This window comes from Bacillus sp. 05T22 (genome assembly GCF_056396765.1).
This window is the reverse complement of record NZ_JBFTMC010000011.1, coordinates 1-26457: the sequence shown is the minus strand read 5'-3', so window position 1 is coordinate 26457 and position 26457 is coordinate 1. Positions and strand designations below refer to the sequence as shown.

26 protein-coding genes, 2 pseudogenes and 1 riboswitch are annotated in these 26457 nt (G+C 35.1%); of the genes and pseudogenes, 24 read left to right on the top strand and 4 right to left on the bottom strand.

What is annotated here, in order from left to right; translation table 11 throughout:
- Positions 1–25: 25 nt before the first annotated feature.
- A pseudogene (locus AC1DIT_RS05955) lies at positions 26–1577 on the bottom strand (DUF3149 domain-containing protein).
- A gap of 182 nt (positions 1578–1759) precedes the next feature.
- Between AC1DIT_RS05955 and AC1DIT_RS05950 the strand changes: the two are divergent.
- The 4 genes from AC1DIT_RS05950 to AC1DIT_RS05935 all read left to right on the top strand — a co-directional run bounded on the left by AC1DIT_RS05950 (position 1760) and on the right by AC1DIT_RS05935 (position 5213).
- Positions 1760–2206: a MarR family winged helix-turn-helix transcriptional regulator gene (locus AC1DIT_RS05950; protein ID WP_016113933.1), complete on the top strand. Its 447-nt coding sequence runs from the start codon at positions 1760–1762 to the stop codon at positions 2204–2206.
- 246 nt (positions 2207–2452) lie between these two features.
- Positions 2453–4147 carry a M3 family oligoendopeptidase gene (locus AC1DIT_RS05945; RefSeq protein WP_016131266.1) on the top strand — a complete coding sequence of 565 codons (1695 nt, stop codon included), beginning with the start codon at positions 2453–2455 and terminating at the stop codon, positions 4145–4147.
- 139 nt (positions 4148–4286) lie between these two features.
- A complete protein-coding gene (locus AC1DIT_RS05940; RefSeq protein WP_016113935.1) occupies positions 4287–4820 on the top strand; it encodes a DinB family protein in 534 nt (177 codons plus the stop codon).
- A gap of 276 nt (positions 4821–5096) precedes the next feature.
- Positions 5097–5213, top strand: coding sequence for a DUF6254 family protein (locus tag AC1DIT_RS05935; protein ID WP_000018497.1), 117 nt, complete (start codon positions 5097–5099; stop codon positions 5211–5213).
- A gap of 8 nt (positions 5214–5221) precedes the next feature.
- Here the strand turns inward: AC1DIT_RS05935 and AC1DIT_RS05930 are convergent, their stop codons facing one another.
- Entirely contained in the window at positions 5222–6430 is a 1209-nt protein-coding gene (locus AC1DIT_RS05930) for an ATP-binding protein (RefSeq protein WP_476998105.1), read from the bottom strand.
- A 420-nt stretch (positions 6431–6850) separates the two neighbouring features.
- A riboswitch (PreQ1 riboswitch) is annotated at positions 6851–6894 on the top strand.
- 93 nt (positions 6895–6987) lie between these two features.
- On the opposite strand from AC1DIT_RS05930, the gene queC reads away from it, so the two are divergent.
- From queC to queF, 4 genes are read left to right on the top strand one after another with little or no spacing between them, the layout of a single operon-like run.
- Entirely contained in the window at positions 6988–7650 is a 663-nt protein-coding gene (gene queC / locus AC1DIT_RS05925; protein WP_016113937.1) for a 7-cyano-7-deazaguanine synthase QueC, read from the top strand.
- Positions 7650–8144 (top strand): 6-carboxytetrahydropterin synthase QueD, encoded by a 495-nt coding sequence (gene queD / locus AC1DIT_RS05920; RefSeq protein ID WP_016113938.1) that lies wholly within the window; start codon positions 7650–7652, stop codon positions 8142–8144. The genes queC and queD overlap by 1 nt, the downstream gene beginning before the upstream one ends.
- On the top strand, positions 8137–8853 hold the full coding sequence (gene queE / locus AC1DIT_RS05915; protein WP_016113939.1) for a 7-carboxy-7-deazaguanine synthase QueE: 717 nt from the start codon (positions 8137–8139) through the stop codon (positions 8851–8853). Before queD ends, queE begins: the two co-directional genes overlap by 8 nt.
- A 28-nt stretch (positions 8854–8881) precedes the next feature.
- On the top strand, positions 8882–9379 hold the full coding sequence (queF, locus tag AC1DIT_RS05910) for a preQ(1) synthase (protein WP_016113940.1): 498 nt from the start codon (positions 8882–8884) through the stop codon (positions 9377–9379).
- 48 nt (positions 9380–9427) lie between these two features.
- On the opposite strand, the gene AC1DIT_RS05905 is transcribed toward queF, so the two are convergent.
- Positions 9428–9613: a YkvS family protein gene (locus AC1DIT_RS05905; protein ID WP_003196089.1), complete on the bottom strand. Its 186-nt coding sequence runs from the start codon at positions 9611–9613 to the stop codon at positions 9428–9430.
- Positions 9614–9845: 232 nt separating this feature from the next.
- On the opposite strand from AC1DIT_RS05905, the gene AC1DIT_RS05900 reads away from it, so the two are divergent.
- Together AC1DIT_RS05900 and AC1DIT_RS05895 are read left to right on the top strand one after the other, a co-directional pair.
- Positions 9846–10004 (top strand): hypothetical protein, encoded by a 159-nt coding sequence (locus AC1DIT_RS05900; protein ID WP_476998101.1) that lies wholly within the window; start codon positions 9846–9848, stop codon positions 10002–10004.
- Between the two features lie 94 nt (positions 10005–10098).
- The gene (locus AC1DIT_RS05895) at positions 10099–10701 is read left to right on the top strand and encodes a histidine phosphatase family protein (protein WP_016113942.1); all 603 of its coding nucleotides are present in this window, start codon (positions 10099–10101) and stop codon (positions 10699–10701) included.
- A gap of 37 nt (positions 10702–10738) precedes the next feature.
- Here the strand turns inward: AC1DIT_RS05895 and AC1DIT_RS05890 are convergent, their stop codons facing one another.
- Positions 10739–11317, bottom strand: coding sequence for a GNAT family N-acetyltransferase (locus AC1DIT_RS05890; protein WP_016113943.1), 579 nt, complete (start codon positions 11315–11317; stop codon positions 10739–10741).
- A gap of 217 nt (positions 11318–11534) precedes the next feature.
- On the opposite strand from AC1DIT_RS05890, the gene AC1DIT_RS05885 reads away from it, so the two are divergent.
- The 14 genes and pseudogenes from AC1DIT_RS05885 to AC1DIT_RS05820 all read left to right on the top strand — a co-directional run.
- On the top strand, positions 11535–11729 hold the full coding sequence (locus tag AC1DIT_RS05885; RefSeq protein WP_016113944.1) for a hypothetical protein: 195 nt from the start codon (positions 11535–11537) through the stop codon (positions 11727–11729).
- Positions 11730–11753: 24 nt separating this feature from the next.
- Positions 11754–12065 carry a hypothetical protein gene (locus tag AC1DIT_RS05880; protein WP_016132626.1) on the top strand — a complete coding sequence of 104 codons (312 nt, stop codon included), beginning with the start codon at positions 11754–11756 and terminating at the stop codon, positions 12063–12065.
- A gap of 545 nt (positions 12066–12610) precedes the next feature.
- Positions 12611–12970, top strand: a complete 360-nt coding sequence (gene nrdI, locus AC1DIT_RS05875) for a class Ib ribonucleoside-diphosphate reductase assembly flavoprotein NrdI (RefSeq protein WP_016113946.1) — start codon at positions 12611–12613, stop codon at positions 12968–12970.
- Positions 12957–14084: pseudogene (locus AC1DIT_RS05870) on the top strand (ribonucleotide reductase N-terminal alpha domain-containing protein); the annotation flags it as partial. The gene nrdI and the pseudogene AC1DIT_RS05870, both read left to right, overlap by 14 nt.
- A 383-nt stretch (positions 14085–14467) precedes the next feature.
- Entirely contained in the window at positions 14468–15418 is a 951-nt protein-coding gene (locus AC1DIT_RS05865; protein ID WP_306471790.1) for a ribonucleotide reductase large subunit, read from the top strand.
- A 183-nt stretch (positions 15419–15601) separates the two neighbouring features.
- Positions 15602–16570 carry a class 1b ribonucleoside-diphosphate reductase subunit beta gene (nrdF, locus tag AC1DIT_RS05860; RefSeq protein ID WP_016113949.1) on the top strand — a complete coding sequence of 323 codons (969 nt, stop codon included), beginning with the start codon at positions 15602–15604 and terminating at the stop codon, positions 16568–16570.
- Positions 16571–16983: 413 nt separating this feature from the next.
- Positions 16984–18333, top strand: a complete 1350-nt coding sequence (locus AC1DIT_RS05855) for an APC family permease (RefSeq protein WP_016113950.1) — start codon at positions 16984–16986, stop codon at positions 18331–18333.
- Between the two features lie 219 nt (positions 18334–18552).
- On the top strand, positions 18553–19851 hold the full coding sequence (locus tag AC1DIT_RS05850; RefSeq protein WP_016113951.1) for a Glu/Leu/Phe/Val family dehydrogenase: 1299 nt from the start codon (positions 18553–18555) through the stop codon (positions 19849–19851).
- Positions 19852–19869: 18 nt separating this feature from the next.
- Positions 19870–20160: an SAV0927 family protein gene (locus AC1DIT_RS05845; protein WP_016113952.1), complete on the top strand. Its 291-nt coding sequence runs from the start codon at positions 19870–19872 to the stop codon at positions 20158–20160.
- A gap of 27 nt (positions 20161–20187) precedes the next feature.
- On the top strand, positions 20188–20436 hold the full coding sequence (locus tag AC1DIT_RS05840; RefSeq protein WP_016113953.1) for a biotin/lipoyl attachment domain-containing protein: 249 nt from the start codon (positions 20188–20190) through the stop codon (positions 20434–20436).
- 138 nt (positions 20437–20574) lie between these two features.
- Positions 20575–22704, top strand: coding sequence for a sigma 54-interacting transcriptional regulator (locus AC1DIT_RS05835; RefSeq protein ID WP_016113954.1), 2130 nt, complete (start codon positions 20575–20577; stop codon positions 22702–22704).
- Between the two features lie 203 nt (positions 22705–22907).
- Positions 22908–24401, top strand: coding sequence for an aldehyde dehydrogenase family protein (locus AC1DIT_RS05830; protein ID WP_016132627.1), 1494 nt, complete (start codon positions 22908–22910; stop codon positions 24399–24401).
- Positions 24402–25781 (top strand): putrescine aminotransferase, encoded by a 1380-nt coding sequence (locus AC1DIT_RS05825; protein ID WP_016132628.1) that lies wholly within the window; start codon positions 24402–24404, stop codon positions 25779–25781.
- Positions 25782–25883: 102 nt separating this feature from the next.
- A partial coding sequence (locus tag AC1DIT_RS05820) for a CaiB/BaiF CoA transferase family protein (RefSeq protein ID WP_476998100.1) occupies positions 25884–26457 on the top strand: 574 nt, incomplete at its 3' end.

Sequence of the window (26457 nt, the reverse complement as noted above, 5' to 3'; positions counted from 1 at the left end):
AATTACCCTCCGCAGAGAAGGATAATTATGCTGAATCTAATGGAAGCTTTATATGAACTGTGGTTCCTTTATTTTCTGTGCTATCAATCACAATTTGTCCATCATACATTTCTATAATTCGTTTGCATATGACAAGACCAAGACCTGTTCCGGTGTCTTTACTGGTAAAGAACGGATGAAAGAGGTGTTTTTGAATATGTTTTGGAATACCTTTTCCTGTGTCAACAATGTGTAATTTTGCGTGCTCTTTATTACTGGTTACCTGAATTGTTAATACATCACCAGATGACATAGCTTCAATTGCATTTTTTGTAATATTTAAAACCACTTGTTTCATATGATCTTTTGAACAACGGATATGAACAGGATGGTCTGGTAACTGCAAGGTGAATATAATATTATGTAAATTTGCTTCCGATCGAATAATTAATGAGACCTCTTTGATAATATCCCTTACATCATACTTTTTTTCGATAATCGCTGTTGGTTTACCAAGAATAAGAAATTCGCTAACAATTTCATTGATACGTTTTATTTCTTGTTCGATAACAGAAAAATAAAATTAGTCTTGTTCTTGTATATGTTTTTCCTTTAAGAGTGTTACAAGACCTTTAATTCCAGTAAGTGGATTACGGATTTCATGAGCTGTACTAGCTGCAAAAGTACCAACTAATTCAATTTTTTGTATTTCATTTTGTTGTCTCTCTAATCTTGTTTGTCGTTTCAGCAAAATATATTGAACGAGTAAAAATAAAATTGTCATTAAAAATAAAGTAACCATACATTCTACCGCAACGGTTTTGTATAAAGTTGTTTTATGAATAGGTAATGGAGAAACAGCAACTTTCCATTTTAATTTTTGTAGTGGAGTAGAAATTTTGTTTGTATGTTGCCCAGTTGGTTCGGCTATTATCATCTGTTAAAAAGACTACATCATGCTCATCGGTTACTTCAAAATGATATTGTGGTTTAATAGCATTTAAAGCAGACGATATATAATCAAAGCGTAAACTGGCCAACAATAAACCAGAAATTTGTTTGTGTTTTGTAAAAATGGGTGTGGCAATCATAATAGCTTGGTGTCCAAGAACCCGATCTGTAATGACAGATGATACAGTTGTTTTTTTTGATTTAAAAGCTTCTGCTATATAATACCGATCTGCAACATGAATTGGTGTTGTTAAACCTTTTGATGCTACAGTGATTAGGCCGTTTTTATTTGTATAATATAATCCGGAAAAACGCTCGTCTTTTTCATCGGTATCGTGTAATATTTGCTGAATTCCGTTTGTATTTTCTGTTTCTGTATTTACGACCATAGCAAGCATCTCTAAGGCGGAAATTGCTTCGCCAATATGGTGATCTAAGTAGTCCCTATATAAAAATAAAACAGTATGAGCAGCTTGTTTGTTTTCCTGTTGCATTTGGTAGGTGTGATAAGAATAGAAAGTTGCACCGATTCCCAGTGTCGGTAATATAACAAGCAGTATATAAAAAGTTATGCTTCGTAATTTTCCATTCAAGATTGCTACTCCTTTTTTATTATCATTATATATAAACTGTGTTAAAATTGTCATGTTTTTATTTCATGTGTGAAAGTTAGTACTTAGCATGTGTGAAAGAGTAAAACTGAGAAATGATTGAGCGATCATTCGGAGACAAAGATGAACCATTGATAGCTATTTTGCTTTATGGAAAACCTTTTTATTTGGTAGATTGTCTCGGATTTTTGTGAATTTAAGTGAAGGGTTGAAATCGTATGAAGTTGAATGATGAGAGGGAAGAGATTTCTCAATCTTTAAAATTGTTTATTGCATTATCGCGTGTGCACCGCTTTGTTATGGATGCTACAAATAAATCAATACAAAGTAACGGACTAAATCCAACTGAGTTTGCTGTATTAGAATTGATATATCATAAAGGAAGTCAGCCGCTTCAACAAATTGGAGAGCGTATTTTAATTGCAAGTGGAAGTATTACGTATGTTGTTGATAAGTTAGAAAAAAAGGGGCTTGTGAAACGAATTCCATGCCCGAATGATCGCCGTGTTATATATGCACAGTTAACAGGAGAAGGGGAGACCTTCATCGCTTCTATTTTTCCAAAGCATGAAAAAGTTATACAGGATTCCTTTGGAATGTTAACAAAAGATGAGAAAAATGAGCTGTTATCTTTGCTTAAACAAGTTGGGAAATATGAAAAGTGATAGAAAACCTTTCTTTTTTGATGGGAGAGAGCGACCGGCCATGCGTAGAAGCGGTCAGATCCTTTTTCAGCCTCATGCCAAGTGAAAACAAAAGGAGAAAATGAATAGTAATTTCATTCACTGTTCTACAAGAAGTATGGATGGAATGTTACAGTTTCTAATGGATTCTGTTGAAGAATAAAAGGAGATTCAGAAAAGGAAATGGAATTATAGTAAGGATACATATAATTGAGAGGAGGCATATTCATGTCATTTAAGAACTATGAATATAAACGCCCAAATACGGAAGAGTTGCAAGAAAAATTCACTGTAGCTTTAGAACAGTTTGAGAATGTAAAGACGGTAGAAGAGCAAAAGCAAGTAATTGGTGTAATTAATGAGATTCGCAATGATTTTGGTACAATGGGAAATATTTGTCATATCCGCCATTCTGTTGATACAACGGATCCGTTTTATAAGGAAGAACAAGATTTTTTTGATGAGTATTCTCCGATTGTACAAGGCTATGTAACGAAATATTATAAAGCATTGATGAATTCTCCGTTTCGTGATGAATTGGAGGCTTATTATGGGAAACAATTATTTGCTTTAGCAGAATGTGATTCAAAAACATATTCAGATGAGGTTGTGAAAGATTTACAATTAGAAAATAAATTATCTTCGCAATATACACAACTTTTAGCGGCTGCAAAAATTGATTTTGAAGGAGAAGAGAGAACATTATCACAACTTGGACCTTTTATGCAACATACGGATAGAGATATGCGTAAAAGAGCAAGTGAAGCTTATTATGGTTTTTTAGAAGAGCATGAAGAAGAGTTAGACCGTATTTATGATGAACTTGTAAAAGTAAGAACGAAGATTGCGAAAACACTTGGTTTTAAAAACTTTGTTGAACTTGGATATGCAAGAATGTATCGCACAGATTATAATGCGGAAATGGTTGCAAATTATCGTAAACAAGTACTAGATTACATCGTTCCAGTTGCGACAGAATTACGAAAAAGGCAGCAAGCACGCATTGGTGTAGAAAAGCTTGCTTACTATGATGAGAATTTTGAATATGCAACAGGTAATCCGACTCCAAAGGGAGATGCAGAGTGGATTATTAATCATGGGAAGACAATGTATAAAGAATTATCAAAAGAAACAGATGAGTTTTTCAACTTTATGTTAGATAATGAATTATTAGACTTAGTTGCGAAAAAAGGAAAAGCTGGTGGCGGTTATTGTACATACATTGAAAATTATAAAGCTCCGTTTATTTTCTCGAACTTTAATGGGACATCAGGTGATATTGATGTGTTAACACACGAGGCAGGTCATGCGTTTCAAGTATATGAGAGCCGGAAGTTTGAAATTCCAGAGTACAATTGGCCAACGTACGAAGCGTGTGAAATTCATTCTATGAGTATGGAATTTTTCACGTGGCCATGGATGAAATTATTCTTTGAGGAAGATACGGATAAATATTATTTCTCTCATTTAAGTTCAGCACTTCTATTTTTACCATACGGTGTATCTGTTGATGAATATCAACATTATGTATATGAAAATCCGGAAGCATCTCCAGAGGATCGCAAAGCGGCATGGCGTAATATTGAAAGAAAGTACTTACCACATCGAGACTATGAAGACAATGATTATTTAGAACGCGGTGGTTTCTGGCAGCGTCAAGGGCATATTTATAGCTCACCTTTCTACTATATTGATTATACATTGGCTCAAATTTGTGCACTGCAATTTTGGAAGCGAGCAAGAGACAATAGACAAGAAGCGTGGGAAGACTATGTGAACCTTTGTCAAAAGGGTGGAAGTCAATCCTTCTTACAATTAGTAGAAATTGCGAATTTGACATCTCCATTTACAGATGGGTGTGTGCAAGGCGTAATCACTGAGATTCAAGCGTGGTTACATGCAGTGGATGACACAAAATTGTAAAAATCAACCTTGTTTTTTTCACATTTTGTAATCGACACATTCATAAAACAATGAGATAATATAAGAAAATTCAGATTTATTCAAAGGGTGTTTCTAAGTTGGAAACACCCTTTTTTACCAAAAAAGAGGGGGGAGAATTATGCTTCAATCTAATATGAATGTTAGTTTGGAAACTTTGCTGCAATCGTTACAATCTACAAGAAACACACTATTATCAGAAATTGAGATGTTAAATGATACGGAAGTGAATGTAAAACCGCGCCGTGATAAATGGAGTATCATTCAAATTATGCATCATCTACACCTAATTGAACAATCTGTCACTTCATCCCTTGTGTATGCTTTACAGAAAAAAGACAGAAAAGTAGTTCCACTCAAGGATCTCCAACTTACTCTTGATCGAACATATAAACGAGAAGCTCCTCAACAAATGCAACCAACAGAAACATTAATGAAAAAACAACAAGGAATTCAATTACTCGAACATTCACGCGCAGAATTATTGCATACGCTGCATAGTATTATAGACGAAAAAGAATTGTTCGAAAATTCGTTAAAACATCCTGTGTTTCAGGAGCTTAATCTATATCAATGGATTCAATTCCTTGATTTACATGAACAACGCCATCTTACACAGTTAAAAGAAGCAAAATATGCGATTTTGCAAAGGTAAAGAAAAATTCCCATTTACATGGGAACTATATTGAATAAATAAGAAGAAGCGAGGTAGTAATTATCCCGCTTCTTCTTATTTATCCCGGCTCTTCGAGGGTAGTAATATCCACTCCTCAAGATGCAGAAAAAGAAGATGGGTAGGGGATAAACCACTTATAAAATCCTAATTAATGAGGACTAATTATTAGTGGAGGATGAAGAAACTGGATTGATGCATATTTTTATCTTTTATTTTGGAATAATACATAAAGAGAACATAGAAGGAGTTGAAAGCATGTCACACAAAAAGAAAGAGCAAGAGCGTAGTTGGAAGGCACGAAAAGAAAATCAAAAACCGCATGGGAAAGTAAAGACTTTTGCGGAACTTGTTGATGAAACGGAAAAAACGTGATGATTTCATCACGTTTTTTGTATGAGTGGGAAAGTTAATAGAAAGGTTGTACCAATGTCTTTTTCACTTGTAATATCGATTTTTCCACCCATTGCTTTTACGATGCTGAATACGACCATCATCCCAAGTCCAGTGCCTTTTTCTTTCGTTGAATAGAAGGGAGAACCAAGACGTTTTAGTTGTTCTAGATCCATGCCAATACCAGTATCTTTTATGGACAACTGTATCTGTGTATGACTCGGTATTAATGTGAGAATAAGATCTCCCCCTTTTGGCATGGCTTCAATACAATTTTTTAAAATGTTTAATAAGCATTGGTTAAATTTTTGTTTTTCTCCAGAAATACAAAAGATATTGCTTTGCTTTGTGTAAGTTATACGAACATTTGTCAAATTAGCTAGTGGAGTAATGAGAGATACAGCATGAAGTAATTCATCTTCGATTTGTAATACTTGTTCTTTTTCTATACTTGGTTTTGCAAATGTTAGATAATCTGTGAGTACGTGATTTGCTTGTTCAATACCACGTATAGCAATTTCTGTATATAATTTTCGATCTTCTTCAGAGCATTCTTCGGATTGTAGGAGTTGTAAAAAACCTTTCGYTGAAGTTAAAGGATTACGAACTTCATGAGAGATAGAGGCAGCCATTTCTCCGATTAGGTGAAATTTTTCAGYGTTAATCAGTTCTTCTTGTAGGCGTATTTGTAATTGTAGTACGTTTAGTAAATAAAGAATAAGAATGGTACCAATGATGGTACATAATTCATACACAATAATATAAGTGAGGTAATATTCATTGTTAGGAACTTCAGCAAGGAAAAAAGGAATCCAGCTAAATACGTATACAAAACTATATAAAATAGCAAGTACTACTTTTATATGATTGCTCCCTCTTTGAAAGAGTCTGTATGTGGCAAGGAGAATAATATATAAGAAAATGGAAGCTATAATAGATGGAAAAACTCCTATGCCTCCTAATAAAAAACGGTATATGTTTAATACAGCTAAAATCGATCCACCCGCAATAGGACCTCCTGTTAATGTACTAACAATTAATACAATATGACGCATATCAAATTGAAATCCATTATCCATCCTTGCTGCAAAAGAAATACAAAGAATTGTTGCAGCACTGCAAAATAATATAAATACGGTTGAATTTAATTTAGGTGAATGTTTCCCTTTTTGATTCCAAAATGAGTGGTATATTAGCATCATAACGAGGATGGATAATATGTTTAAAAAGAGATAAATAATAAAGAGTTTCAGGTTTATCTCCTCCCTATTTTCATATGTATGGTGTTATATAAGTACAAATTGAAAAACCGACATAAAACCTTTCCTTTTAGGTGAGAGAGCATCCGGCCATGCATAGAAGCAGTCAGCCCTTCTTTCTGCCCCATGCAAAGTGAAAACAAAGAGAGAAAATAAGTAGCGGTCACCTTTTGTTCTTTATAGCAGCGACTTATATGTTGGAAAATCAAAATGGATTTATATAAGTATAATCATACTATTAAAATACAAGAAAATGAATCTTAATCCTGAAAAAAAGACAGAAAAATCAGATGTTTTTCTGGATATGTGCAGTATGTTACAATATGTGTTGTTAATGAAAGAAGAAATTCCATGTATAACATGGGAGAGGTTCGCGAACTCCCTCTATAAAAAACTATGGAAACAACAATATCCTTAGGTATTGTTTTGTTTTTTTATTGTGACAGTTCAAGAACGTTCTTTCTTCTTATTCGTAGTAGAGAAGGAGAATGAGTGAGATGAAAAAAGAAAAAGCAGTTGTCGTTTTTAGTGGTGGCCAGGATAGTACAACATGTTTGTTTTGGGCAATGCAGCAGTTCGCAGAGGTCGAAACTGTGACATTTAATTATAATCAACGTCATAAGTTAGAAATTGACTGTGCAGCTGATATTGCGAAAGAGTTAGGAATTAAACATACAGTACTTGACATGAGCCTATTAAATCAACTTGCTCCAAATGCGTTAACGAGGACGGATATGGAGATTACACATGAAGAAGGTGAATTGCCATCAACATTTGTAGATGGACGAAATTTACTATTCTTATCATTTGCAGCTGTGCTAGCAAAACAAGTTGGAGCACGTCATATTGTAACGGGCGTATGTGAAACAGATTTTAGCGGTTACCCTGATTGTCGTGATGTATTTGTGAAATCGTTAAACGTTACTTTAAATTTATCTATGGATTATCCATTTGTTATTCATACACCACTTATGTGGATTGATAAAGCAGAAACATGGAAATTGTCAGACGAACTTGGCGCATTTGAGTTTGTTAGAGAAAAAACATTAACATGTTATAACGGAATAATCGGTGATGGCTGCGGTGAATGTCCAGCTTGTAAACTTCGTAAAGCAGGTTTAGATACGTATTTACAAGAACGCGAAGGAGCGAACGCATAATGGAACAAAATTTTTTTGGATTTCGCATTGTAGAAAATTTACAAAAAGTGGACAAGGACATTCAACGTGAACAACTGAAATATCATAATAAACGAGTGATGGTAAGTAAGGAATTTACATTTGATGCAGCGCATCATTTGCACTGTTATGAAGGGAAATGTAAAAATTTACATGGTCACACATACAAAGTTGTTTTTGGAATTAGTGGATATGTAAATGAGATTGGACTTGCTATTGACTTTGGAGATATAAAAGAAATTTGGAAAAATGAAATAGAAATTTATTTGGATCATCGTTATTTAAATGAAACATTACCAGCGATGAATACGACAGCTGAAAATATGGTCGTTTGGATATATGAGAAGATGGTAGAGGCACTTACAAAAGAAGACCGTGCAAATGAATATAAAGGAGCACGGGTTGAATTTGTTCGTCTATTTGAAACACCAACAAGTTATGCGGAAGTAAGACGGGAGTGGATGATCGGTGAGTAAAATTCCTGTTCTGGAAATTTTCGGGCCGACCATTCAAGGTGAAGGAATGGTTGTTGGACAAAAGACGATGTTCATTCGTACAGCAGGTTGTGACTATAGTTGCGCGTGGTGCGATTCGTCCTTTACATGGGATGGATCAGCGAAAGAACAAATTCGGCAAATGACTCCCGAGGAGATATGGAGTGAGCTTGTAGAAATTGGTGGGGAAAATTTTTCACATGTAACGATTTCAGGTGGGAATCCAGTGTTGTTGAAAAATATAGACGATTTTCTGTCTTTATTACAAGAAAAACAAATTCGCACCGCCATTGAGACGCAAGGAAGTAAATGGCAGGAATGGTTGCTTCATATTGACGAAATAACAATTTCGCCAAAGCCACCAAGCTCACAGATGAAAACTGATTTTATTATGCTGGATTCTGTTATTGAAAGATTAGCAGGAAAAGATTTTAGCTTAAAAGTCGTTGTATTTGATGATCACGATTTTGAATATGCGATAAAAGTGCATGAGCGTTATCCGCACGTACCGTTTTTCTTACAAGTTGGAAATGATGATACAAAAACAGTGGATGATGCAATGCTTATCAGGAATTTACTACAAAAATATGAATGGCTCATTGAAAAAGCTGTTCATTGCAAAGAAATGAATGACGCAAAAGTATTACCTCAGCTTCACGCGTTAGTGTGGGGAAATAAACGAGGCGTATAAGGAATCGAATTGAAGGGATGTATGAAAAATGGCAGGAAGATTAGATGAAGATTTAAAAGATGTAACGTTACTTGGAAACCAAAATACAAAATATTTATTTGAATATAGCCCAGAAATTTTAGAGATATTTGATAATAATCATCCAAACCGTGATTATTTTGTAAAGTTCAACTGTCCTGAATTTACAAGCTTATGTCCAAAAACAGGACAACCAGATTTTGCAACGATCTATATTAGTTATATTCCAGAGCAAAAAATGGTGGAGAGTAAATCATTAAAATTATATTTATTTAGTTTCCGTAACCATGGAGATTTTCATGAAGATTGTATGAATGTCATTATGAATGATTTAATCAAATTAATGGATCCACGTTATATTGAAGTGTGGGGGAAATTCACACCACGTGGTGGTATCTCGATTGATCCATATTGTAACTATGGTCGTCCTGGTACAAAATATGAAAAAATGGCAGAATATCGCATGATGAATCACGATTTATATCCTGAAACAATCGATAATCGTTAATGAAAAAAGGATCTGTATGATACATACAGATCCTTTTTTTCTATTATATTATGCATGTTGATTGATAACTGTATAGTTTTTGTGATTTACAACTGTAAGAGGTTCCATATCTAGTTCTCTAAAATTCTCCATGATTGTTATATCGACAATAACGGAGTTTTTATTTACTTTTTGAACACGGCCTTGCATTCCACCTTTAAATTCGATAATATCTCCAGTTTCTGCGGTTTTCATAAGCAACTCTCCTTGTTACAGTTTTACCAAAAAAAGAACAATGTTGTTCTTTTTTATTTCCCTTTATTTTGAACTATATTCCCCTGTTTGTAAATGTTTCCATAAGAAAATTTCAAAAAATAGTCATTTTTCATAAGAAATGTATAAAGTATTTTTCTATTTTAGGAGAGGGAATTGATAAAAAAGTGCTTATATCAGTATATAGGGGTATAATAAACTGGGGGCGGTAAAAATGTTGTTTGAAATTGTAGGAAGTTTTATAATGATCCTTTTATTCTTATTTTCATATAAGCAATTAAAAATAATTCGTWTCCATGAAACAGATACATATTTTGATGGATTAGATGGTATGCATGCTTCTGTTACTCATGAGAGCGGTGCGGATATGTAAGGAAGTATGACTTTCTCTTTCTCCATGGTATGATGATAATAAGAAAAAGTGCATAATAATATAGGTGATGAGCGGTGAATGGAGAGTGGAGAAGATGCGAATTTCTTTTATTCGTCACGGTCGCTTGAACAATGTTACAGAATCAATGACAGTATCATCGTTCCACAAATGGATGGAGCAGTACGATTTAGACGGTATGAAAAAAAGTATGGACATACCAATTGAGACGGTTGAAGTAATCGAATCTGCGAAGCTTATTGTAACGAGTAATCAAAAACGTGCGGTACAGTCAGCGGCAGAATTAACGAATTCTCTTTCTTTTATACAAAGCTCCCTTTTTCGAGAGGCAGAAGTACCATCTAGTTTCTTTGTTCCGAAATGGGTGAAGTGCAAACCGGAAGTATGGACATTTATTGGGCGTACATTATGGATGGTTGGATATTCTAAAGGTGTTGAGTCTTATCGTGAAGTACAAGGAAGAGCGAAGCAAGCAGCTGATACATTAGTCGGATATGCGTTAGTACATGGGCATATTGCGCTCATAGGGCACAGTTATTTTAATACGATGATTGGGGCTGAGCTACGTGCTAGAGGATGGTCTGGTCCGCCTATTTTTTATGGGAAGCCATGGAGTTGTACAGAATATACATTTCATGAAGCGATGAATGGAAATATATTGAATACCAATTTAACATAAAGGCACACGATTACAATAAAGAATCGTGTGCTTTTTTTTAAGAAACGAAAGCTTTTTTATATAGTGGTTTCACTAAATGAGCATATGGCTCTCCAACAAGCATAACCGTTTTATCCTCTTGGTAGCCAAGTTTTTTATATAAAGAGAAAGCTCGATTGTTTTCTAAATTTACAAGTAATGCAATTTTCTCATAGCCTTTTTCATAGGCATCATTTTCTGCTGCTTTAATCAATTTTGAGCCGATTCCTCGTCCGCCATATGTGTTTGAAACGGATAATGTGTCAATATAATATTCATCGAGCTCAGCTTCTTTTTCTAGCGTAATAGATGAATCTTGATGGATTTTTCGTAAGTGTTTTACAATGGGAGTATCTAGTTGTTTTGCATGGCTGCCATGATAGGCTACGATGATTCCAATTGCTTGTCCATCTTGTTCTTCAACGAAACAGTTCTCGTAGCTAAGTCGATTTTCTTTTTTTGAAAACCAAGTTTCAAGCCCTGTCAAGACTTCTGTTCCTGTTCTCCCACCTGTGATTTTTTCAGCAATTTCATGCAGAGCGTTATACAATAAAGGAGATATTGCCTTCGCATCTGTCTTTTTTGCTTTCCGAATCATAGTATCCCTCCTAGTTGTCATTCTTATTGTAACATAAAATAAAGTTTCAACCAGTTATTCATCAATTTCTTGAATTTTATAGGATAAGCTTGAATATCGAATTGATTCAGTATAGATGAACCGTTATGGTAGTATATGATACTTGCTGTGAATGTAAGAAATTTAGCATTGTCGACTTGTGGAAGATAGGATAAAATATTGCAGAGAGGTGAAATACATGGATAAACAATTAGCAAATACAATTTTAGATCAACTGAAAAATGGAGAGATAGAAGAGTATATTGTAACTAAGGATGTATTTTATGCGTTTCGGGAGGTTGTAGTAAATCGAGAAGATTTTAAACATTTCAGTGGGAATGCACAGCACGGCGGGAAAATTATTTATACATATATAGAAACACCGCGTTCTTAATAGAAGGAAAAGGAGAGGAGAATTATGGGAGAATTTAAACAAAGTATTTTACCGCACTGGGACTACATGTGGAAAGATGGTACAGAAAAACGATTCGTAGGAATGGTTATGTTTCCTGAGAAACGTACAGAAGAAGTTATAGAAAAATTGAAAGTAGCATATGAGCAAGAAATTCACATTCGAGCAACTGTGAAATTTCAGCATATGAATCAATATGTAGAGGGAATAGTTGTATATTTTGATGAAGAAGCGCCAGTATTTACAATGCAAGATAAAGACGAAAATTTACATCATTTATTTATAAAGGATATTTTACGTATTGAACATTGCGAATGAGCGATGCTTTGTGTACAGTCTTTTTAAAATTCTCATCACACTAACGAATAAATTGGTGTGCCATAATAATTGTCCTTTTCATTATAATGATATGTTTTATTGTGTAACAAAAAAGAAAGTATATGTACTCGATTTAATAAATGTTTAATTCACAAGAGAGAGAAGTCCTTACTTGTGTGATCTGAATAATGTGTAACCGGTTTCGAACAGATTATCTCGTAAATTCTGTTCTTTTTTATGTGATGCTGGAGAAATATATTTCTCCAGCATTTACTGTTTTTTGACAAAACATATTGATAACATTTTTGTAAATATGATTAAATTCGTTGACAACTTTTTCGAAAAGCACTTTATTGACATGAGTTTTAGAATGTTGTTTCATAGTCTTTGTATTGAAAAAAAGGACTTGTCATGTCGAAAAGTAAAAGTTAAAAAAAGAAAGAATTTATACATATATCTTGTGTCTTGTTTTGAAACATAATACAATATATAGAGAAATCATGAAACGACATCTAGATATTAAAGAAAGAAGGGGAGGGTCGGAAATGTTAGTTGCATATGATTCTATGACAGGAAACGTGAAGCGTTTCATCCACAAATTAAATATGCCGGCCGTTCAAATTAATGACGATCTAGTATTAGAYGAAGATTTTGTTCTTATTACGTATACAACAGGTTTTGGAAATGTGCCGGAACGTGTTTTAGAATTTTTAGAACGCAATAATACAAATTTAAAAGGCGTATCTGCAAGTGGCAATCGCAACTGGGGAGATATGTTCGGAGCAAGTGCAGATAAAATCTCATCCAGATACGAAGTACCTATTGTATCAAAATTTGAGTTATCTGGAACAAATAAAGATGTAGAATATTTTAAAGAAAGGGTGCGGGAGATTGCGACACATTGAACTGAATAATGAAATCACGCAAATGCAAGACGGTTTCTACCAGCTTCATAAAGATAAAGAAGCATTAGAAGTCTTTATGGAAGAAGCGAGAGCGAATACCGTTCATTTTGATAGCGTGGCAGAGCGAATCGAGTATATGAATAAGCACGATTACTATTACAACGTTCTGGACGAGTATAAGTTGGAGGAAGTAGAGGAAGTATACAACGTTGCATACGGTGAAAACTTCGAGTTCCAATCTTATATGGCGGCATCTAAGTTTTATAAGGATTATGCATTAAAAACAAATAATCAAAAACAATACTTAGAAAGCTACGAAGATCGTGTATCAATTGTGTCATTATACTTAGGACGCGGCGATGTTAATAAAGCAAAACAATTTGCAAGCATGATTGTAAAACAAAACTACCAACCAGCGACACCAACCTTTTTGAATGCAGGAAGAAGCAGAAGAGGAGAAATGGTGTCTTGTTTCTTGTTAGAGATGGATGATAGCTTAAATTCGATTGGATTTAATATCAATACAGCGATGCAGCTATCGAAAATTGGTGGCGGAGTTGCTTTAAATCTTTCTAAGCTACGCGCACGCGGTGAGCAAATTAAAGGCATTGATAACGCAGCAAGCGGTGTTGTACCAGTTATGAAATTGCTTGAAGATTCGTTTTCATATGCGAATCAGTTGGGTCAACGAAAAGGTGCCGGTGCGGTATATTTAAACATTTTCCATTGGGATATTATTGAATTCCTTGATACAAAAAAAATAAATGCCGATGAGAAGAGCCGTATTCAGTCTCTATCAATCGGTATTATCGTTCCAAGTAAGTTCTTTGAGCTTGCAGAGAAAAACGAACCATTCCATGTTTTCGCACCTTATACGGTATATAAAGAGTACGGAAAACATTTAGATGATATAGACATCGACGAGATGTATGATGAACTAATGAGCAATCCGAATGTGAAGAAGAAGCCACTTGATATTAGTGCGCGTGATATGCTCATTAAGATCGCAATGATTCAACTTGAGTCTGGTTATCCATACTTAATGTTTAAATCAAATGCAAATAAGCAACATCCTTTAAAAGATATTGGAACTGTGAAGATGTCGAACTTGTGTTAAATATGTAGCACCTTCTAGTAGAAATGCTAGTCGAAAACTCCGTTAAACGGGGAAAGCCTCAATGAGAGGTAACCTACCGTGCTAAGTCTTATCTTAGAATGAATCGTATGCGATTCAGAAGGTATCTTATTATTTTGTATGGTGCATAGATTACAGAACAACATAAAATAATAAGAGACTTTCTGAAAGATTAAGATAAGTAAAAGCCTAACGACTATCCCATATGGGAGTAGAGCGCAAGCGATTGGCGTTCGAAAAGCGGAGCACCTAATCAGGTTATGCTGTAGGTGATGATATAGTCTGTCCTGTATGGTGACATACAGCAGTTGCTTGAGCAACGGATTGAGAGTAGCGACCTCAGTTGAACATTAGAGACCGAAATCTTCCAGTTACAAGAAACATCTGAAATTAATGACTATGGTACAGATGACATTATCCGCCGTGATATTAACTGTAACTTAGGATCATTAAACATTGTAAACGTAATGGAGAATAAAGAAATTCGTGAAGCAGTTCATGCAGGAATGGAAGCATTAACAGCTGTTTCTGATATGACTGTTATTCCAAACGCGCCGACTGTGAAAAAAGCAAATGATGAGCTTCATTCAGTTGGACTTGGTGCTATGAACTTACATGGATATTTAGCGAAAAATAAAATTGCTTATGAAAGTGCAGAAGCGAAAGAATTTGTTCGTACATTCTTTATGATGTTAAATTACTACTCCATTGAAAAGAGTATGGGTATTGCGAAAGAAAAGGGCGAAACATTTAAAGACTTCGATAAGTCGGATTATGCAAATGGCTCATACTTTGAAAAGTATGAAACAACAGACTATAGTCCTGTAACTGAGAAAGTACAGCAGTTATTTGAAGGAATCTATATTCCAACAAAAGAAGATTGGACAAGTCTAAAAGAGGGAGTACAGAAGCACGGTTTATACAACTCATATAGATTGGCTATCGCTCCGACACAATCGATCAGTTACGTGCAAAATGCAACTTCAAGCGTAATGCCGATCGTAAGTCAAATTGAATCAAGAACGTATGCGAATGCGACAACATATTACCCAATGCCGTATTTATCAAAAGATACGTTCTGGTATTATAAATCTTCTTACGATATCAATCAGTTTAAACTAATTGATTTAATCGCAGAAATTCAAGAGCATATTGACCAAGGAATTAGTACAATTCTTTATGTAAATAGCGATATTTCTACGCGTGAATTAGCACGTTATTACATCTATGCACATAAAAAAGGTCTAAAGAGTTTGTATTATACAAGAACACGTAAGTTAAGCGTGGAAGAGTGCGTTGCTTGTACAGTTTGATGCAAACTATAATTGATTGATATACAAAATAAAGAGTAAGACATCATGAGCAGGGTTTTTCTGACCCTGCTCATGCTTAGTTATAAAATTTAAGATGTCTAACTTGCGGTTAAGTTTTCATCGTAAAGTGAAAGCTTTACCGCAAGTTAGAAGAGCTTAATTATAGAGAGAAGGGGCGATTCAATGCGCGCGGTAAACTGGAACAAAAAAGAAGACGATTTTAGTTTAATGTTTTGGAAGCAAAACATCGCTCAGTTTTGGACAGAAGAAGAGATCGCTGTATCTTCTGACAAAAATACTTGGGTGCAATTATCAAAAGAAGAGCAAATTGCGTATAAGCGTGTATTAGGTGGTTTAACACTTTTAGATACGAAGCAAGGCGGCGAAGGGATGCCACTTGTACTTGTTCATCTTGAGAATTTACAAGCGAAAAGTGTATTAGCTTTCATGGGTGCTATGGAAGAAGTACATGCGAAGAGTTACAGTCATATCTTTACGACACTCGCAACAGAAGAAGAAATTGATGAGATCTTTGAATGGGTAGATAGCCATCCATTACTTGAGAAAAAAGCGGGTATTATTACAGGTTATTATCGTCGTTTATTGAAGCCACAAGTAACGAAAAAAGAATTATACATGGCTATGGTAGCAAGTGTATTCTTAGAAAGTTACTTGTTCTATAGCGGATTTTTCTATCCGCTTTACTTAGCAGGACAAGGAAAGTTAACAGCGAGTGGTGAAATTATTAACTTAATAATTCGTGACGAGTCAATTCACGGCGTATTCGTTGGTATTTTAGCACAACAAATCTTCGCGGAACTTTCTGCGGAAGAAAAACAAGAAGTGCAAAAAGAAACACAAGAGTTATTGATAGAACTGTATGAAATTGAAATGGCATATACAGAAGAAATTTATACATCCATTGGTCTTGTTGAAGATGTAAATCGCTTTGTTCGTTACAATGCGAATAAAGGGCTTATGAACTTAGGATTAGAACCACGCTTTGAGGAAGAAGAAATTAACCCAATCGTATTAAACGGTTTACGTACAGATACGAAAAACCATGATTTCTTCTCTGTAAAAGGGAATGGTTATGTAAAAGCAACAAATGTTGAAAAGTTATCAGACGATGATTTCGTATTCGATTTTTAATAGATAAGATTGAAAAAGCTGTCTTTCATATAAAGGCAGCTTTTTTGTTATGAATAGTTTACATAATGTTATTATCTCATGGTAAGTTTTTATTCGCCGACTGATTAAAGTTTCACTTCATTTGTATTTATTGGTATGAGAGATTGAATAAGTTATGTCAAAATGAATAGAAAAATAACGATGCAATTAGAAACATAATCCCACCCGTAATTTCATTGGACCATAAAAAAATAGGGCTGTTTAGTAAATTTTTTAACAAAGGCAATTTTGGCTCGAAAATTGCATGAATATTTAAAAAATAAAGGAGGTTTTTGAAATGACATATATAACATACGCTGTTCGTTGAAAGCGTTTTCTGTTTAGTTATCAATCTTTACATGAAAATTAGATAGAGAAAGTAGGAGGAATGATAGGTGGGAAAAGGAGTTGGGTTAAAACGTTCATTAGGACTTTGGTCAATTGTTATGCTAGGTGTCGGGTATATGACACCAATGGTAGGATTTGATACATTTGGAATCGTTTCTGAAAAAACGGGCGGGCATGTTCCAGGAGCTTATTTAATTGCATTAGCGGGGATGTTATTTACAGCTGCAAGCTACGGCAAAATGGTAAAGGTTTTTCCTACTGCAGGATCTGCTTATACTTATACACAAAAGACAATTAGTGCAAGACTTGGTTTTCTTGTTGGATGGTCAGCATTATTGGATTATTTGTTTTTACCAATGGTGAACGCACTATTAACGAGAATTTATATGTCAGCACTTTTTCCAAGTGTTCCAGATTGGGCATGGGTCATTGGATTTGTCCTACTTATTACACTTATCAATATTATTAGTGTAAATGTTACTGCTAATTTCAATACGTTCCTAGTAACATTTCAAGTGCTAGTAATGGCTGTGTTTGTTTTTCTAGTTATAAAAGGTTTGATAGCAGGAGAGGGAACCGGAGAAGTCTTTTCCATTCAGCCGTTTTTCCAATCAGATATACAAATATCACCGTTAGTTGCAGGGGCAACTATTCTGTGTTTTTCATTTTTAGGTTTTGATGCAGTAACTACATTTTCAGAAGAAACACCAAACGCAAAGAAGACGATTCCTCGAGCTATTTTTCTTACTGCTTTAATTGGCGGAATTTTATTCATTGTCACTACGTACTTTACACAATCCTTTTTTCCAGATGCATCCGTATTTAAAGATCAAGAATCAGCAGCTCCAGAAATTGCATTATACGTCGGAGGAAAATTATTTCAAACTTTCTTTTTAGTAGGAACATTTATGGGAACAATAGCATCAGGCTTAGCTTCTCATACAAGTGTATCGCGATTATTATACGTAATGGGGCGAGATAATGTAATTCCGCAGAAGATATTTGGATACATTCATCCTCGCTTGCGAACTCCAGTATATAACATTATTTTTGTGGGAATTATTGCGCTCTCTGCTATGTTTATTGATTTAGAAACAGCAGCATCTCTTATTAACTTCGGAGCGCTTATTGCATTTACATTTGTTAATTTATCTGTAATTTCCTACTATGTTATAAAGCAAAAAAGATATAAAACAACAAAAGATTTTTTGAATTTCTTAGTTATGCCTATTTTAGGTGCAGGTACAGTGGCTGTGTTATGGTTTAACCTCAATATTCATTCGCTTATTCTTGGACTTAGCTGGGCTGCCATTGGAATCGGTTATCTTTTATATATTACGAACATGTTTCGTTCAGCACCTCCGCAAATGCATTTTGAAGAAGTGCAGGAAATGTAAAATAATAAAAAACATCGGGATTTATCCGGTGTTTTTAATTTTGTAGAGTCTACAATTATGCAATAATGAATAAATCATTCAACTATTCATAAAGAACGTGAGACATTTTGTAAATAAGGGAAAGAGTTGAGGTTGAAACGATAATATAAACATTATATTTCCAGTTGGCACGATTATTGCTTTATAACACTAGTAAAAATAAATAAATGAGGTGTTATCGTGGCAATTCAATCAGAAAAAGAGGATGTAACACAATCTATTCAAGAAAAAGTTGAGTCGGAAAATGCTTTAGAGGAATTTCAAGCCATATTAAAAGAAGCACTCCATGTTTTGCATTATCCAGAGGAAGTATTCGAGTTTCTTAAGAAGCCGATGCGTTTTTTAGAAGTAAGTATTCCTGTTCGAATGGATGATGGAACAACAAAGGTATTTCAAGGATATCGCGCTCAGCATAATGATGCAGCAGGGCCAACAAAAGGTGGTATCAGGTTTCATCCAGATGTTACAGCAGAGGAAGTAAAAGCGTTGGCAGGATGGATGAGCTTAAAATGCGGAGTTACAGGACTTCCATATGGAGGAGCAAAGGGCGGAATTATTTGTGATCCGCAGAAGATGAGCTTTAGAGAATTAGAGTTACTTAGCCGTGGCTATGTAAGAGCAGTGAGCCAAATTGTTGGACCTACTAAAGATATTCCAGCTCCTGATATGTATACAAATGCTCAGATTATGGCTTGGATGCTGGATGAGTATGATCATATTAGGGAATTTGATTCTCCTGGTTTTATTACTGGAAAGCCGTTAATGCTAGGAGGATCACAAGGGCGAGAAACAGCTACTTCTAAAGGGGTATTATACACGCTCCAATTAGTAAGTGAATTAAAACATATTCCAATTCAAAATATGCGGGTAATCATTCAAGGGTTTGGAAACGTTGGAAGTCATTTGGCAAAATATTTATATGATATTGGTGTGAAAGTAGTAGGAGTATCTGATGCTTTAGGTGGCATTTATAACTCAGACGGTCTAGATGTTCCTTATTTATTAGAGAATCGAGATTCTTTTGGTGTTGTATCGAACCTCTTTAGTAAAACAATCTCTAACCAAGAGTTGCTAGAAAAAGAATGTGATGTACTCATTCCAGCAGCAATTGGAGGAGTAATTACGAAACATAATGCAGAAAGACTTGGGTGTAAGATTATCATTGAGGCTGCAAATGGTCCGACAACGAAAGAGGCGATAACAATATTAGAAGAGAAAGATGTTTTAGTTGTTCCGGATATTTTAGCGAACTCTGGAGGTGTTATTGTTTCTTATTTTGAGTGGTGCCAAAATAACCAAGGATATTATTGGACAGAGCAATATGTAGACCAATGTTTAAAAGAAAAAATTACCTCTAGCTTTTCTGATGTATTTAATACTTCAAAACGGTTTGGGGTAAATATGAAAATTGCTGCTTATATAGAAGGGGTTCGTAAAATTGTAGAAGCGTCGCGTCTAAGAGGATGGTTGCATTTTTAAGCTAAAGGGAGGAATCAAATGAAACTGGACATTTTATTAGAACAAATTGAAAAGCAACCAATTGGTTATTACTGTATTGTGTCGAATCATCATCGCTATGATATAGCAGTCACGTATTCACAGCAATTTTTTGGAAAAGCAATGGTTACATCTATTCAAAATGGAAGAATGATTTTATTAAGTCAGGAAGATATCGAAGAAGAGCAATACTGGGCACCTAAGCTAGGAATTGAAATAGAAGATGTAGAAGATTTTCAAAGCTTTTTTCATATGATTCTCCAGTCACAAATGTTGGCAGAGCAATATTAATAGAATAAAGGAAGGGAATGATTCATTTTGTATTATGAAATAGTTACGAGCCCATGCTATGGAACAGTTGAAAAAGTTGCTATTGATAAGGACTCTCGAATTTATGAATGGGAACCATTGTTTGCTATTAAAGATATGAATGGTAAGCTAGAAGTAATTAAAATGGGATGTAGTGGGGAAGTACAATCTTTAGAGGTAGAAGCAGGAGATAAAGTAATTCCAGGTATGGTATTAGCGTATATTCAAGAAGATCTTTTAATTAGTGGGAGTGATTGATTTTAGGGAGGAAGATGGAACTATTCATCTTCCTTTTTTTATTAAAGTAAGTAAAAAAAGTATATTGTCAGATTAATTAAAAAAATCAGATTTTAATGATACAATACAAGTTAAGCAGTTTAAAGGAGGAGTAACAGAATGTTTTCCATTGCTCATAACAAAATTAGACCTATTGTTTCCATATCGATCGATCAATCTGAACAGGAATGGAATATAGATGCTGAAAATATGAAAGAATCTTTTCTGTTTTTAAAAAGAGAAGATCAATTATTTGCATACGTCCATGTTAAGGAGCTGCTATCAAGAAGTAAGCGCTTAACGACTAAAATGTTACTTTCAAATGCTGTTTCACTAGATACAATATGTCATCTTAGCAAAAACATTTCCTTAACAGCTCTCTTTCAAATTATTGGGGCACCTATTGCCATAGTGAAAAATGAAAGAGGAGAGTTAACAGGATACATAAGAAGAGAGGATGTTTTTGCAGAATTATTTAAGCAAGAAAATAAAAGTGTAGATATACTAAAAATCATCTTAACGTCTATTCCAATGGGGATTTTTGTAGTAGACCGTGAAAAGAAAATTGTGAATTGTAATGAATCTGGTTTGAAGATGATTAAATCTACTCCTGAAAAAGTAATGAATGTGCCAGCAGAACAGATTTTTAATGGGGAACATATTCGCAATGTATTTGCAACCGGAAAAACGATTTTAAATCAATTACAAATAACAAATGAGATGGGGGTATTAGTTGACTACAGTCCTATCCCAAACTTCGATCAAAGAATTGAAGGAATGGTCATTATTGTGCAAGATTTACCGATGGTTGAGGATATGGCTATGGAAATTGAATATATAAAGGATTTAAATAAAGATTTACATGCAATTTTATCTAGCATTTATGATGAAATATTAGTAGTTAATCATAAAGGGGAATTAATCCGTTATAGTGAAACCATTATCAATGATTTTTGGGGAGGGGATTTGAAAGATCTTTTAGGAAAAAATCTTTTAGATTTAGAGAAGAAGGGATTATTTAGTCCATCTGTCACGCGATTGGTGCTAGAACAAAAGAAAAAGGTATCAATTGTACAAGAGACAAAAAGTGGTAGAAAGATATTAGCCGTTGGAAATCCTGTGTTTAACGAAAATGGAGAGCTTCATCGTATTATTATTGCCTCAAGAGATATTACAGAAGCAACAAGGTTAAAGACGGAATTGCATGAGATAAAAAAGATATCCGAACAATATAAGAAAGAGTTGGACAGCTTTAAAAATAAAGATCGCTTTCTGAAGAAATTGATTTATTGTAGTCCGAAAATGGAGCAAATTATTACTCAAGCAAAAAAAATAGCTGATTTTTCTTCAAATGTTCTTATTTCTGGAGAATCAGGTGTTGGGAAAGAAGTGATTGCACAAGCGATTCATCAACTTGGAAACAGATCTTCAAAGCCGTTTTTAAAATTAAACTGCGGTGCGATTCCAGAGACGTTGTTAGAAAGCGAACTGTTCGGTTATACGAAAGGTGCTTTTACTGGTGCTGATAAAAATGGAAAAGAAGGATATTTTAAGCGAGCGGATCAAGGGATTTTATTTTTGGATGAGATTGGAGAAATGCCTTTACATCTGCAAGTAAAATTACTCAGAGTATTGCAAGAACAAGAGGTAATTCCAATTGGAAGCACAATACCTACGAAAATCAATGTTCAAATTATTGCTGCCACGAATAAACGCCTTGAAAAAATGGTCGAAGCGGGCACGTTCCGAGAAGATTTATTTTATCGCTTAAATGTAATTCCGCTGCAAGTTCCCCCACTTAGAGAACGAATGGAAGATGTTCCACTACTCGCGTTTCATTTTTTACAAGAGTTAAATGAAAAATATAATAAAAACTATCATTTAACTCCTGATGCACTAAATTTACTAGAGTTTTATTCCTGGCCAGGAAATGTAAGAGAATTACAGAATATGATTGAACGTTTAGTAGTATCAGCAGATGATTCAGTCATTGATGCTGAATTTGTTAGTAAATTTCTAACTCCTGGATATGATTTTAAAAAATCAAAGCCGGTGATTACAAGAGTTTTACCATTACAAGAAGCGTTACATTCTGTAGAAGAACAATTAATTTTACTTGCGATGAAGCAGTATAAAACAACAACAAAGGCAGCGAAGGCTCTTGGGATAAGCCAGTCTTCTGTTAGTCGTAAATATCAAAAAATCATGAATGAACAGGAAATAACGGTTGATACAATTTCGTATTTTTAAAGGAGAAAGGGGGAGTCTACATAGACTGCCCCTTCTCTTTGTTGTAATTATGCGAAATGTAATAATCTATGCGAAAATGCATAACTTTGTATAGGTTATTTAAGGAAATCGTCAGTTTTTGTATGATTGCTTCGTATTTCAAATGTTGGCACAATTATTGCTTATATAATATATGAATGATTGACAAAGGGGGATTATATACAGTGCTAGATTTAAAAATGTATCTAAACGGTGAATGGAGAGATTCTAGTAATCAAGAGAAAAGACCGATTATTAACCCTGCGAATGGCAAGGTTATCGCATATGCACCTGAAGGAACGATCGAGGATGCGAAATACGCGATTGAAGTGGCAAGAGCTACTTTTGATAGCGGGATTTGGTCAGAAACATCCGCTGCTGAAAGAGCATCTTATTTATTTAAAATAGCAGATGAAATTGATAAAAATTTGGAAGAACTTGCGCGTCTGGAAACAATGGATAATGGAAAAACATATCGAGAGGCTGAAGGAGATATTGGAGATGCAGCAGCTTGTTTCCGCTATTATGCTGGGCTGATTACAAAGCCGGATGGGCAAACGTATCATGTAGCTGATCCGATGCAAGCTATGGTAGTGAGAGAGCCAGTGGGTGTTTGTGGTTTAATCGTTCCTTGGAATTACCCATTATTAATGAGTGTCTGGAAAATTGCACCTGCTTTAGCAGCTGGAAACACGATTGTGTTTAAACCTTCTGAAGTGACACCAATCACTGCAACAAAATTATTCGAAATAATGGAAAATGTAGAGCTGCCAAAAGGTGTTGCCAATATGGTAATGGGTGCCGGGCCAACAGTAGGAAATGAGATCGCAGCAAGTAATAAAGTTGATATGATCTCCTTTACGGGCGGAACAAAAACAGGAAAGCACATTATGAGAACAGCGGCAGATAATATGAAAAAGATTTCGCTAGAACTTGGCGGGAAATCTCCAAATATTATTTTTGCAGATGCAGATTTTGAAACAGCTGTTGATTATGCTCTGTTTGGTATTTATGCAGGTGCTGGACAAGTATGTTCAGCAGGATCAAGAATTCTTGTAGAAGAAAGCGTTTACGATAGATTTGTTAATCGTTTCGTAGAACGAGCAAAGCAAATTAATGTTGGACCTGGTGATAACCCAGAATCAGAGATGGGGCCACTTGTAAGTCAAGAGCATATGGAAAAAGTATTACGCTATATAGAGATTGGAAAAGATGAAGGAGCAGAAATTGTTTGCGGAGGAAAGCGTATACTGGCGGATGGGAAAGGTGATGGTTTCTTTATTGAACCAACGGTCTTTGTCAATGTAAAACCTGATATGCGTATTGTGCAGGAAGAAATTTTTGGTCCTGTTGTAGTTATCCAAAAATTCAAAAATGAACAGGAAGCAATTGAACTAGCAAACGGTACAGATTACGGCTTAGCTGGAGGTGTATTTACAGTTGAGGGTGCTAAAGCGATGCGTGTAATCCGTAAGCTCCGCGCAGGAATTACGTGGATTAATAGTTACCACCCAACATACAACGAGGCGCCTTGGGGCGGATATAAACAAAGTGGTATCGGTCGTAGCTTAGGAACGTTTGGTTTAGAGGAATTCCAAGAAATTAAGCAGATTAATATAAATCTAGAAGTAGAACCAATTGGTTGGTTTGCAAATAAAAAGACTGTAGAGGTGAAATAGATGGGAACGAATGTGAAAAATAAATCTAACGAACAAGATGTGAAGAATACGAGTGTAAATGATTATATTACAAAAGTACTGCAGCTAATTGAAAAAGAGAAAGTTTCTGCAGAAGAGGCGAACTGGATCCAAAAAGAAACAGTAGATGGATTTAGAGAACACGTAAATCCTGGCTTCCTCGCATATAGAAAAACAGTAACAAAAGATGGGCAATTTGCAGCAGTAGAATGGTCTGATGAAGGATCTTGCTTCATGGATATCAATGGTAAAAAATATATTGATTGTTTAGGTGGATTCGGAATTTATAATGTTGGACACCGTAATCCCAAAGTGGTAAAAGCTGTAACGGATCAGTTAAAGCGTCAAGCATTGCATAGTCAGGACTTACTAGATCCACTTCGTGCGATTCTTGCAAAAATTTTAGCGGATATTACACCTGGTGATTTGAAATATGCTTTCTTTACAAATAGTGGGACAGAAAGTGTAGAGGCAGCATTAAAATTAGCAAAAATGTATAGTGAGCGAACAACTTTCATTTCCACAACACGTGCTTTCCACGGTAAGAGTCTTGGTTCTTTATCTGGAACAGCAAAAGGAATGTTCCGTAAACCATTCTTACCATTAATTCCAGGCTTCCGTCACGTCCCATTTGGTGATATTGATATGATGAGAAAAACATTTGAAACATGCGCGTTAGTTGGAGAAGATGTTGCAGCTGTTATTTTAGAACCAATCCAAGGAGAGGGCGGTATTATTTTACCTCCAGAAAATTATTTGAAACAAGTGAGAGAGCTTTGTGATGAATTCGGATCACTACTTATTTTTGATGAAGTACAAACAGGAATGGGACGCACTGGGAAAATGTTTGCTGCAGAATTATATGATGTTGTACCGGATATTATTTGTCTTGCAAAGGCATTTGGCGGGGGCGTAATGCCAGCGGGTGCAATTGTTGCTAAAGAAAAAGTATTCAAAAGCTGGTTTGAAAATCCATTCATGCATACAACAACGTTTGGTGGAAATCCACTTGCATGTGCTGCTGCAATTGCAACAATCCATGTATTATTGGAAGATAAATTACCAGAACGAGCTGCGGAAGTTGGGGAGTATTTCTTAAAAGGGTTGAAAAAGGCAGCGGAAGGACATGAAGACAAAGTATTTGAAATCCGTGGCCAAGGTTTAATGATTGGTATTGAGTTCCATAAGGATGAAATTGGTTATGAAGTATCGAAGGCGATGTTTGATCAAGGAATTCTTGTTGCAGGAACATTAATCAATTCGAAAACAATTCGTATCGAACCATCGCTTACAATTAGTTATGAAGAAGTAGATACAGTGATCAATGCATTCAAATCCGTATTATCACAAGTAAAAGCATAATAATATTTTATACAATAGCGTGTAAATACAAACCAGTAAAACCAACATGTCTCCTTTTTTTCTCATTGGTTTTACTGGTTTTTACTATAGGAGGAGAAGGGGTTGGAGGGAGCATTACACGGAATCAAAATTATTGATTTATCTCGGGTTCTTGCCGGTCCTTTTTGTACGATGATTCTCGGTGATTTAGGGGCTGAGGTAATTAAAGTTGAGAATATAGGAAATGGTGATGATACAAGAGGATGGGGACCGCCTTTTGTAGAAGGAGAAAGTGCTTATTTTCTTTGTGCGAATCGCAATAAAGAGTCGCTTACATTAAATTTAAAATCAGAAATGGGAAAGGATATTTTGAAAAAGCTTGTTTCTCATGCTGATATCGTTGTGCAAAACTTCAAGCCTGGGACACTTGAAAGAATGGGACTTGGTTATGATGTGTTACAGGAAGTGAAGGGAGACATTATTCTAGCTTCTATTAGTGGGTTTGGTCAAAAGGGTCCTGCTTCACATCTTCCTGGCTATGATTATATGATTCAAGCAATGAGTGGGCTTATGAGTATAACAGGAGGAAAGGATGAAGAGCCTGCAAAAGTAGGGGTTGCCATTTCAGATGTTCTCACAGGTCTTTTTACGTGTATCGGGATTTTAGCGGCTCTGCAGCACCGGAATAGAACGGGAG

Excerpts from the sequence above, each read along its gene's own strand:
- queC (WP_016113937.1), top strand. The coding sequence starts at position 6,988 with ATGAAAAAAGAAAAAGCAGTTGTCGTTTTTAGTGGTGGCCAGGATAGT.
- AC1DIT_RS05935 (WP_000018497.1), top strand. The coding sequence starts at position 5,097 with ATGTCACACAAAAAGAAAGAGCAAGAGCGTAGTTGGAAGGCACGAAAA.
- AC1DIT_RS05950 (WP_016113933.1), top strand. The coding sequence starts at position 1,760 with ATGAAGTTGAATGATGAGAGGGAAGAGATTTCTCAATCTTTAAAATTG.
- queD (WP_016113938.1), top strand. The coding sequence starts at position 7,650 with ATGGAACAAAATTTTTTTGGATTTCGCATTGTAGAAAATTTACAAAAA.
- nrdF (WP_016113949.1), top strand. The coding sequence starts at position 15,602 with ATGCGCGCGGTAAACTGGAACAAAAAAGAAGACGATTTTAGTTTAATG.
- AC1DIT_RS05895 (WP_016113942.1), top strand. The coding sequence starts at position 10,099 with ATGCGAATTTCTTTTATTCGTCACGGTCGCTTGAACAATGTTACAGAA.
- AC1DIT_RS05825 (WP_016132628.1), top strand. The coding sequence starts at position 24,402 with ATGGGAACGAATGTGAAAAATAAATCTAACGAACAAGATGTGAAGAAT.
- AC1DIT_RS05940 (WP_016113935.1), top strand. The coding sequence starts at position 4,287 with ATGCTTCAATCTAATATGAATGTTAGTTTGGAAACTTTGCTGCAATCG.
- AC1DIT_RS05905 (WP_003196089.1), bottom strand. The coding sequence starts at position 9,613 with ATGAAAACCGCAGAAACTGGAGATATTATCGAATTTAAAGGTGGAATG.
- AC1DIT_RS05835 (WP_016113954.1), top strand. The coding sequence starts at position 20,575 with ATGTTTTCCATTGCTCATAACAAAATTAGACCTATTGTTTCCATATCG.
- AC1DIT_RS05945 (WP_016131266.1), top strand. The coding sequence starts at position 2,453 with ATGTCATTTAAGAACTATGAATATAAACGCCCAAATACGGAAGAGTTG.
- queF (WP_016113940.1), top strand. The coding sequence starts at position 8,882 with ATGGCAGGAAGATTAGATGAAGATTTAAAAGATGTAACGTTACTTGGA.
- AC1DIT_RS05890 (WP_016113943.1), bottom strand. The coding sequence starts at position 11,317 with ATGATTCGGAAAGCAAAAAAGACAGATGCGAAGGCAATATCTCCTTTA.
- AC1DIT_RS05845 (WP_016113952.1), top strand. The coding sequence starts at position 19,870 with ATGAAACTGGACATTTTATTAGAACAAATTGAAAAGCAACCAATTGGT.
- AC1DIT_RS05885 (WP_016113944.1), top strand. The coding sequence starts at position 11,535 with ATGGATAAACAATTAGCAAATACAATTTTAGATCAACTGAAAAATGGA.
- AC1DIT_RS05880 (WP_016132626.1), top strand. The coding sequence starts at position 11,754 with ATGGGAGAATTTAAACAAAGTATTTTACCGCACTGGGACTACATGTGG.